10 protein-coding genes are annotated in these 9667 nt (G+C 63.0%); 2 read left to right on the top strand and 8 right to left on the bottom strand.

Annotated elements, in window-relative coordinates; all coding sequences use genetic code 11:
- Nucleotides 1–51: 51 nt before the first annotated feature.
- Entirely contained in the window at nt 52–927 is an 876-nt protein-coding gene (locus tag ACEWPL_RS00260) for a 3-hydroxybutyryl-CoA dehydrogenase (protein ID WP_393935268.1), read from the bottom strand.
- Nucleotides 928–1096: 169 nt separating this feature from the next.
- On the opposite strand from ACEWPL_RS00260, the gene ACEWPL_RS00265 reads away from it, so the two are divergent.
- A complete protein-coding gene (locus tag ACEWPL_RS00265; protein ID WP_393935267.1) occupies nt 1097–1927 on the top strand; it encodes a DUF6473 family protein in 831 nt (276 codons plus the stop codon).
- A 63-nt stretch (nt 1928–1990) separates the two neighbouring features.
- Here ACEWPL_RS00265 and ACEWPL_RS00270 read toward each other — a convergent pair whose 3' ends face one another.
- The 7 genes from ACEWPL_RS00270 to ACEWPL_RS00300 all read right to left on the bottom strand — a co-directional run bounded on the left by ACEWPL_RS00270 (nt 1991) and on the right by ACEWPL_RS00300 (nt 7137).
- Entirely contained in the window at nt 1991–2920 is a 930-nt protein-coding gene (locus tag ACEWPL_RS00270) for an electron transfer flavoprotein subunit alpha/FixB family protein (protein WP_393935265.1), read from the bottom strand.
- Complete coding sequence (locus ACEWPL_RS00275) at nt 2920–3678, bottom strand: electron transfer flavoprotein subunit beta/FixA family protein (protein ID WP_393935263.1); 759 nt, start codon at nt 3676–3678, stop codon at nt 2920–2922. The genes ACEWPL_RS00270 and ACEWPL_RS00275 overlap by 1 nt, the downstream gene beginning before the upstream one ends.
- Nucleotides 3679–3854: 176 nt before the next feature.
- Nucleotides 3855–4658, bottom strand: coding sequence for a hypothetical protein (locus ACEWPL_RS00280; protein ID WP_393935262.1), 804 nt, complete (start codon nt 4656–4658; stop codon nt 3855–3857).
- 85 nt (nt 4659–4743) lie between these two features.
- Nucleotides 4744–5316 (bottom strand): cob(I)yrinic acid a,c-diamide adenosyltransferase, encoded by a 573-nt coding sequence (locus ACEWPL_RS00285; RefSeq protein WP_393935260.1) that lies wholly within the window; start codon nt 5314–5316, stop codon nt 4744–4746.
- A gap of 2 nt (nt 5317–5318) precedes the next feature.
- Nucleotides 5319–5531: a twin transmembrane helix small protein gene (locus ACEWPL_RS00290; RefSeq protein ID WP_393935258.1), complete on the bottom strand. Its 213-nt coding sequence runs from the start codon at nt 5529–5531 to the stop codon at nt 5319–5321.
- Between the two features lie 99 nt (nt 5532–5630).
- Nucleotides 5631–6479, bottom strand: a complete 849-nt coding sequence (locus ACEWPL_RS00295) for an SDR family NAD(P)-dependent oxidoreductase (protein WP_393935257.1) — start codon at nt 6477–6479, stop codon at nt 5631–5633.
- 1 nt (nt 6480) lies between these two features.
- Nucleotides 6481–7137: an SH3 domain-containing protein gene (locus tag ACEWPL_RS00300; RefSeq protein ID WP_393935256.1), complete on the bottom strand. Its 657-nt coding sequence runs from the start codon at nt 7135–7137 to the stop codon at nt 6481–6483.
- A 203-nt stretch (nt 7138–7340) separates the two neighbouring features.
- On the opposite strand from ACEWPL_RS00300, the gene parC reads away from it, so the two are divergent.
- Nucleotides 7341–9659 carry a DNA topoisomerase IV subunit A gene (parC, locus tag ACEWPL_RS00305; RefSeq protein WP_393935255.1) on the top strand — a complete coding sequence of 773 codons (2319 nt, stop codon included), beginning with the start codon at nt 7341–7343 and terminating at the stop codon, nt 9657–9659.
- Nucleotides 9660–9667: the final 8 nt, after the last annotated feature.

A 9667-nucleotide genomic window follows, 5' to 3' on the forward strand; every position in this document is an offset into this window, starting at 1 on the left:
TAGTTAAAAGCCGACTTCATCTGGTCAAAAATACTCGAAAAACGCGCAGCCTTAGCGGGTGGGCACAGGCTCTTCCCCGCGATAGTCGTAAAAGCCGCGCCCGGCCTTTCGGCCCAGCCATCCCGCCTCGACATACTTAGTCAATAGCGGGCAGGGGCGGTATTTCGTATCGGCCAGCCCGTCATGCAGCACGTTCATGATGGCAAGACAGGTATCGAGGCCAATAAAGTCCGCGAGCTCCAGCGGGCCCATCGGATGGTTTGCGCCCAGCTTCATCGACTGGTCGATCGAGCGCACGTTCCCGACCCCTTCGTAGAGGGTGTAGACCGCCTCATTGATCATCGGCATGAGGATGCGGTTGACGATGAAGCCCGGGAAGTCCTCGGCGGAGGCGGCGGTTTTGCCGAGGTTCTGGACCACCTTGAGGCAGGCGTCATAGGTTTCGCTATCTGTGGCGATGCCGCGGATCAGCTCGACCAGGCTCATCACCGGGACCGGATTCATGAAGTGAAAGCCCATGAATTTCTCGGGCCGGTCCGTGCGGCTGGCAAGGCGCGTGATCGAGATGGAGGAGGTGTTGGAGGTCAGAATCGTATCGGGTTTCAGGTGCGGAACGAGATCCTCGAAGATCGCCTGCTTCACCGTCTCGCGCTCGGTCGCGGCTTCGATGATCAGATCGGTCTTGCCAAGGTCGGTCAATGTCAGCGTGGTGCTGATGCGGGCCAATGCGCCGTCCATGTCTGCCTGCGCGATCTTTTCGCGGCTGACCTGTCTTTCGAGGTTACGGCGCATGGTTTCCATCGCGGACTCCAGCATGTCCTGGCTGATATCCGTCATCAGCACCTCATAGCCTGCCAAGGCCATGACATGCGCGATGCCGTTGCCCATCTGCCCCGCGCCGACCACGCCGATAGTCTGGATGTCCATAATGCTGCCCCGCTTGCCGTTTGTCGCACAATAGGCCCTCGGGCAGGGGCGCCGCAAGGGCTGCGCTGCGCTGACATTCCCTCACATCTTTAGACGAATTAACGCTTTAGCCATTTCTAAAGGGATTAGGGCGATTCTCATCCTTGGGTGAACTTTATTGGTGGGAAAAATGGCTTATGAAAAGCTCGGGGCAACGCCTCTGGATTACATGCCGTGCCGCTATGGCACATCGAAACTTCTGTTTCGCGGACCCAAGCGGGACCTGACGGGGCGCTATGTCGCCTTTCTGGGGGGTACCGAGACCTATGGCAAATTTGTGCCGCGGCCCTATCCCGCGCTGGTCGAGGCAAAGATGGGCGTGCCTTGCGTCAATTTCGGCTGGCCGAATGCGGGGCTGGACGTTCTTTTGCATGATGGGGATGTCATCGGCGCCGCCTCGCGGGCCGAGGTGACGGTGCTTCAGGTTCTGGGCGCGCAAAACATGTCGAACCGATATTACACTGTGCATCCGCGCCGCAATGATCGGTTCGTACAGGCCTCACCGCTCTTGCGGGCGATTTTTCCCGAGGTCGATTTTACCGAGTTTCATTTCACGCGGCACATGCTGGGCTGCCTGGCGCATATCGCCCCGGAGAGGTTCGCGGCGGTGCGGCGAGAGCTGCAGGATGCGTGGGTCGCCCGGATGAAGTTGCTGCTGAGCCGAATCGATGGACCGATTATCCTGCTGTGGATGTCGGCGCACCCACCGCAGGCCCGCGCGGACGATCCCGATCTGGCAGATGATCCCGCCTTCGTCACCTGCGCGATGCTGGCGGCAGTTCAGGGGCCGAAGGTAGAGATGGTCGAAGCCCCCTATAGCGCGGTGGCGCGCGCAGAGGGCACGCGCGGCATGGCCTTCTCGCAATTCGAGGCGAGCGCCGCGGCTGAATTGCCCGGACCGACTGCGCATCGGGATGTGGTCGGGGCCATCCTGCCTGCGCTGCGGGCCCATCTCTGTTGACGAAAAAGGCCCGCCTGCATCGCGGCAGGCGGGCCTCTCAGAAATGTTAGCGCAGCAGGCGGCTTAGCTCAGTTTTGAGGTCAGCTCGGGCACGGCGTCGAAGAGATCCGCGACAAGGCCGTAATCGGCGACCTGAAAGATCGGCGCCTCTTCGTCCTTGTTGATCGCGACGATGATCTTCGAATCCTTCATGCCGGCAAGGTGCTGAATCGCGCCTGAAATGCCGACCGCGACATAGAGATCCGGCGCCACGACCTTGCCGGTCTGCCCGACCTGCCAGTCATTGGGTGCGTAGCCCGAATCGACAGCCGCGCGGCTGGCGCCAACGGCGGCGCCAAGGGCATCGGCCAGCTTCTCGATCATGGCGAAATCGTCCTTGCTGCCGACACCGCGGCCGCCAGAGACGACAACGCCCGCCGAGGTCAGCTCGGGGCGGTCAGATGCGGCAACCTTGTCCTCGACCCATTCCGAAAGGCCGGGATTGTCGGTCGCCGAGATCGTCTCGACCGATGCCGAGCCACCGTCTTCGGCAGCGTCGAAGGTGGAGGTGCGGATGCTGATGACTTTCTTGCCATCCGATGATTTGACGGTCTGGATGGCGTTGCCCGCATAGATCGGACGCTCGAACGTATCGCCCGAGACGATGCCGGACACGTCCGAGATGACCATCACGTCCAGAAGCGCCGCAACGCGGGGCAGGACGTTCTTGGCATCGGTGGTGGCCGGGGCGACGATATGCTCGTAATCACCGGCGAGGCTGACGATCAGCGCCGCAGTCGGCTCGGCCAGGCGGTGACCCAGCGAGGCGTCCTCGGCCACGAGCACCTTGGAGATGCCCTTGATCTTGGAGGCCGCTTCACCGGCGGCGGCGGCAGAGGCGCCGCAGCAGAGCGCGGTTACGTCACCCAGCTTGGTCGCCGCGGTCACGGCCTTGGCGGTGGCATCCATCGCCAGTTCGCCATCGGTCACTTCGGCAAGGAGAAGAACAGCCATTACACAGCCCCCGCTTCTTTGAGTTTCGCTACCAGCTCGTCCACCGAGCCGACCATTTCGCCAGCCTTGCGCGCCTCAGGCTCGGCGGTGCCGGTGACCTGCAGGCGGGGCGTGACGTCGACGCCGTAATCATCCGCCGTTTTTTCATCCAGCGGCTTTTTCTTGGCCTTCATGATGTTCGGCAGCGACGCGTAGCGCGGCTCGTTCAGGCGCAGATCGACCGTGATGATCGAGGGCATCGTGACCTTGATCGTCTGCAGGCCGCCATCTACCTCGCGGGTGACCAGCGCGTGATCGCCTTCGATGTCAAGGCCGCTGGCAAAGGTGCCCTGGCTCCAGCCCAGAAGCGCCGACAGCATCTGGCCGGTGGCATTCATGTCGTTGTCGATCGCCTGCTTGCCCGCGATGACAAGGCCGGGCTGCTCTTCGTCGATGATCGCCTTGAGGATCTTGGCGACGGCCAGCGGCTCGATATCGGTGTTCACGTCGTCGGAGGCGACGACGAGGATGGCGCGATCCGCGCCCATCGCCAGTGCCGTGCGCAGCGTTTCCTGCGCCTGTTTCACACCGATGGAGACGGCGATGACTTCCTCTGCCTTGCCGGCCTCCTTGAGGCGGATGGCCTGCTCGACGGCGATTTCGTCGAACGGGTTCATCGACATTTTGACGTTGGCAAGATCGACACCGCTCCCGTCCGCCTTGACGCGGACCTTCACGTTGTAGTCAATCACGCGTTTGACAGGCACGATCACCTTCATTGGCATAATCTCCTCAGATTGGCGAAGAGCCGCGCGGCGACTCTCCAGAAACGCTCTCCTCGGCGTTGATATAGAAACGGCAATACGGAAAACAGGGAAAAAGCGTCACACGCGGGGTCGGGCGCGCCTTCTTTTTGGGGCAGTCGGCGGTTTTGCGCAGTGTCGTGGCGGCGGCGTCAGGGGCTGACGCCGTGTTTTAGAGCCAATTCAGCCAGGATCGATCCCTCGGGCGGGGTACCCGCGAACCGATTGTGCAGGCGTGCGCGCACGCGCCGTCCATAGAAATGGATCGATACGGTGTCATCGCGCACGCGCTTCCACGTCTTGGCGGCATCACGGAAATAATCCCGCCGGTCCTCGAACGGGACGGGATAGAGAACATGCGGCTCCAGCGCGAAGCGAAACTCGTCATGCGCCCGCAGGAAATGGGACAGCGCCTTTGGCCCCCATGCGCCCCAAGGCATCTCGGAGACATGCATCGGATCGCCGTTTGCGGCGCGTTCCTTCATCACGCGGCGATGACGCGGCATCATCCAGGGCGGAATGGCATACTCATCCTCGCAAAACTCGATGAGGGACCGCAGTGTGGGCGACCCGGCCGGAAGCGCCATCACGCCGCTCGCCACGATCTTGTCGGTCTCGCGGCCAAAGAAATAGCCCTGCGTCGGCTCGAACGGACGCAGGCAGTAGGCATCGGTATCGGACCATATGATGCCATCATTCCCGGCCAGCAGGTGATAGCGGAACTTGTCCGAGTGAACGGCGGGGCTGCCGGTGCGTTCGTGGCGCACGATGGTGTCTGGAAGGGGCAGCACATCACTGGCCGATGCCTGCTCCACGCCCTGCGGCAGACCTTCGAGACCCCCGTAGGAAAAGACCACCACGCGGTGCCCGGCATCCCTGAAGGATGTCATGCACAGCCGCTCGACAAAGCCGGGGGGCGGGCCCTCCCAGAACATGGCGATGGTGGGAAGAGTCATGGGCGGGGCTCCGTTCTGGTCACGTCATCCGGCACGCCGGAGCGGTGCGAGCCTGCCATATCATCGGCGACCCCGCCAGCCGCTTTCAGCGGTTCGCGCCCGGAACCCAGAGCACGTCGCTCTTGCCGCCGTCATTGGCCATGCGGCCGGCGACAAAGAACCAATCACTGAGGCGATTGAGATATTTCACTGCCGCCGGGTTCACCGTCTCGACCTCGGCAAGCTCGGTCGCCAGACGCTCGGCGCGGCGGCAGACGGTGCGGCAAAGGTGCAGATAGGCCGCAAGGTTGGACCCGCCCGGAAGGATGAAGCTGCGCAGCGGCTCGAGAACTTCGTTCATCACGTCGATTTCCGCTTCGAGGCGGTCCACTTGGCTTTCGGAGACGCGCAGGGGCGGATACTCGGCCTCTTCGTCCTTCTCCATGCCGGGGCGGCACAGATCCGCGCCCAGATCGAAAAGATCGTTCTGAATGCGCGCCAATGCGTCATCCGTCTCGCCGGTGGCATGCAGGCGCGCCATGCCAAGCGTCGCGTTGACCTCGTCGACCGTGCCGTAGGCGGCGGGTCGCGCCGAATGTTTGGCCACCCGGCTGCCATCGCCGAGGGCGGTGTCGCCCTTGTCGCCGGTGCGGGTGTAGATCTTGTTGAGAACGACCATAATCACTGGCCTCCGAATTGCTTGTGAAGGGTCACGAAGGCGAGAATCACCAGCACAGCCACGAATTGCGCGATGATGCGCCAGCGCATGAGCTTGTTCGCCCGCTTGCCATTATCCGCACCCTCCTTGCCGAACGTGCTGATCCCCATTGCGAGGATGATCGCAACACCAATGCAGGCAGCAGCGACAAGCAGGAAGAGCGGATCTTTGAGCATGGGAGCCTCCGAAGATGGGTCTGGCCCGGATGTAGACCTTATGAGCCCAAAGGCGAAGGGGAAATTCAGGCGTGGGGGCCATGCGCGCGCAATGCTCTGTCAGGCGCGCGACAAAATCCAGTCGAGCGCGCGGGTGGGCAGGATGCGGCGGGCCACGCCCATCGCATGGGTCGGCACGGTGACGGGATAACGCGCGCGGGGACGGCGCGCCTCGACCGCGTGCACCAGTTTTTTCGTCACCGCAGAGGGCGGCAATTCGAACGTGTCCGGGCCGTTAGACGTGTAGAGCCGCTTTTGCAGACCTGCGCGATAATCGGCCTCGCGCGCGGAATTTTCCCAATCGATCCAACGCTCGAAATGCGGGATCGAGTTCTGGCGAATGAGCGAGGTGACCGGTCCTGGCTCGATCAGGCTGACGCTGATGCCCGTGCCGCGCAATTCAATTCGCATCGTATCGGTCAGGCCCTCCACCGCAAATTTCGTGGCATTATAAGCGCCCCGCCAAGGCAGCGTGACTAGGCCCAGCACAGAGGAGCATTGCACGATCCGCCCTGCGCCCTGGGCGCGCATCACCGGGATTACGCGGCGCGTCAGGTCGTGCCAGCCAAAGAGGTTGGTCTCGAATATCTCGCGCAGCGCGCCGGTGGGCAGATCCTCGACAAGGCCGGGGCAGGCGAAGGCGCCATTGTTGAAGAGCGCATCGAGCCGCCCGTGCGATGCGTCCAGAACCTCGGCCAGACCGGCCGCGATGGTGTTTTCATCCGCGTAGTCGATCAGAGGGCTGTTGAAACCCTCGCTTTGAAGCCGCGCGCAATCTTCGGCCTTGCGGCAGGCCGCGAAAACCGTCCAGCCACGCGCTTTGAGCCCGTGGGCCGCGTCATAGCCGATGCCGGAGGAACATCCGGTGATGAGGATCGTGCGCGCCGCGCCAGCCGTGCCAGAGGTCAAATCAATTAGCCGCCGTAACCAGCCAATCGGCCATCCAGCCGGTCTGGCCGGTATCCAGATCGCGCAGCTCGACCCATGCGCCGCGCCGTCCCAGCACTTCGACATCGGTGCCGCGGGTCAGTTGATCGACCTTGTCGAAATTCGTGCCAGGCCCACTGCGCATGTTGGCAATGTCGCCTGCGATGCTGCGGATATCCGCGCGCCCACTGGTCGAGACGACCGCCTGCTCAATCGGGGTGGAGCGCACATCGGCCACCAGGCTGTCGGCGTTAAAGGTGCCGACCGCGTCGATGGCGCGAGGCTCCATTGCGTCACCGCCACTGAGGGGCTGCGATGCGGAGGCAAGCGTGATCTCGAAGCCTCCGCGCTCATTCTCCGGGATGCCGGAGAGGCCCGCGAATGTCCGCGGCGCGGGCTCTTCCGCCCGTTTCGGCTTGGACGGGGCGGGCTTGGGCGCGCTCGCCTCGGCCAGCTTGGGTTCGGGCACCGTCTCCGCATCGGCGATTGCCACGGGGGAATCTACAGGGGTGGCAAAGAGAGGTTTCCCCTTCATAGCGACCTGCAAGGAGGTGGGCGCAGGCGTGTAATCCGCGCCGCCGCTCGCCTCGTAGAATGCGAGGCCAAGGAACGCGAAACTGACCAGGATAAAACGCCACATAACTCTGCAACCCCCATTGCACCTCTGTGCGCCTTGCCGCGCACCTGACGGGCCTGAACATCCGGCCCTTGCAGATCGGCAGGCAGCCGCCGATCTCTAATTATTCACTTTACACGATTCGCCACCTGCCAGAACGGCAAAAGTATCGAATCGCTCGCGAGAGGCGCTTTACGTGCAAAGACGCCACGGCTATCACCGCGCGTATGAGCGATGACATCAAAGACCCCGATGCGCCGGGTGGCGACGTGCCTCCCCAGCTGTCCGAGCCGCTGCGCCGCGCGATTGGCGAGCGTTACCTCACCTATGCGCTAAGCACGATCATGCACCGCGCGCTTCCCGATGCGCGCGACGGGCTGAAGCCCGTCCATCGCCGCATTCTTTATGCAATGCGCGAGCTGCGGCTTAGTTCCACCGGGGGCTTCAGAAAGTCGGCCAAGATCTCGGGCGATGTGATGGGTAACTACCACCCGCACGGCGACGCGGCGATCTACGACGCGATGGCGCGCCTCGCGCAGGATTTCGCGGTACGCTATCCGCTGGTCGACGGGCAGGGCAATTTCGGCAATATCGACGGCGATAACCCCGCCGCCTCGCGCTATACCGAGGCGCGCATGACAGCCGTGGCCGAGGCGCTGCTGGAGGGTCTCAGCGAAAATGCCGTTGATTTCCGGGACAATTACGACGGCACCCTGACCGAGCCGGTCGTGCTGCCTGCCAGCTTTCCGAACCTTCTGGCCAACGGCTCGTCGGGCATCGCAGTGGGCATGGCCACCAACATCCCGCCCCATAACATTGCCGAGCTGATTGACGCCTGCCTGCATCTGATCAAGGTCCCCGATGCGCGCGACGATACGCTGCTGAATTACGTGCCGGGCCCTGATTTTCCGACCGGCGGCGTGATCGTCGAGCCGCCCGAGAATATCGCGCAGGCATATCGCACCGGACGCGGCGCTTTCCGTCTGCGCTGCAAATGGGAGGTCGAGGATCTGGGCCGCGGGCAGTGGCAGATCGTCGTCACCGAGATCCCGTATCAGGTGCAGAAATCCAAACTGATCGAGAAGATCGCCGAGGTCATCCAGCTCAAGAAGATCCCGATCCTCGCCGATGTGCGGGACGAGAGCGCGGATGACGTGCGCCTGATCCTTGAGCCGCGCAGCAAGAATGTCGCGCCCGAGGTACTCATGGGCATGATGTATCGCAACTCGGATCTCGAAGTGCGTTTTTCGTTGAACATGAACGTCTTGATCGACGGAGTTACACCAAAAGTCTGCTCAATGAAGGAGGTGCTGCGTGCCTTCCTCGACTTCCGCCGCGAGGTGCTTCAGCGTCGCTCGCTGCACCGGATGGAGAAGATCGACCACCGTCTGGAGGTGCTGGAGGGCCTGATCGTCGCCTTCCTGAACCTTGACCGTGTGATCGACATCATCCGCTATGACGAGGCGCCCAAGGCTGCGCTGATGCGCGAGGATTGGGGCAGGGAGTTCACCCGCGCGACGGACGAGTCGGATTACGTCGCGCCCGCCGAGGGGGAGGCGGACGGGCTGACCGATCTGCAGGCCGAGGCGATCCTCAACATGCGCCTGCGCAGTTTGCGCCGGCTGGAAGAAATCGAGCTGCTGAAAGAGCAAAGCGCGCTGATGGAAGAGCGTGCAAAGCTCGAAGACCTGCTGGAGCATCCCGAGCTGCAATGGGACGCGATCGCGGATCAGCTGCGCGAGGTCAAGAAAGCGTTCGGCAAAAGCTATGAGGGCGGCGCGCGCCGCACCCAGTTTGCCGTGGCGGGCGAGGTCGAGGATGTGCCGCTGGAGGCGATGATCGACCGCGAGCCGATCACCGTGGTCTGTAGCCAGATGGGCTGGATCCGTGCCATGACGGGCCATATCGACCTGACCCGCGAGCTGAAATTCAAGGATGGCGATGGGCCGCGCTTCCTTTTCCACGCCGAGACGACTGACCGCTTGCTGGTCTTTGCCAGCAACGGGCGCTTTTACACGGTGCCCGCCGCGAACCTGCCTGGCGGGCGCGGCATGGGTGAGCCGTTGCGCCTCATGGTCGATCTGCCCAACGAGGCCGAGATCATCGACATCCTGATCCATAAGCCGGGCCGCAAGCTGCTTGTCGCCTCCTCCGCGGGTAACGGGTTCGTCGTGCCCGAGGACGAGGTTCTGGCCCAGACGCGCGGCGGCAAACAGGTGCTGAACGTCCGCGCGCCCGCCCGCGCAGTGGTGTGCAAGCCGGTGACGGGCGACCATGTCGCCGTCGTGGGTGAAAACCGCAAAGTGTTGGTTTTTGCACTGTCCGAACTGCCCGAAATGGGGAGAGGCAAGGGCGTAAGGTTGCAAAAGTACAAGGATGGCGGGCTGAGCGATGCCACCACCTTCGATCTTGAGGCGGGTCTCAGCTGGTTCGATCCGGCGGGGCGCACTCGCACCGAAACCGCACTGGACGAGTGGACGGGCAAGCGCGCGGGCAGCGGCCGCATGGCACCCCGCGGATTCCCGCGCGACAACAAGTTTACCTGAGCTATGGT

The organism is Roseovarius roseus, from assembly GCF_043355935.2.
In the GTDB taxonomy this organism is placed as follows: domain Bacteria; phylum Pseudomonadota; class Alphaproteobacteria; order Rhodobacterales; family Rhodobacteraceae; genus Roseovarius; species Roseovarius roseus.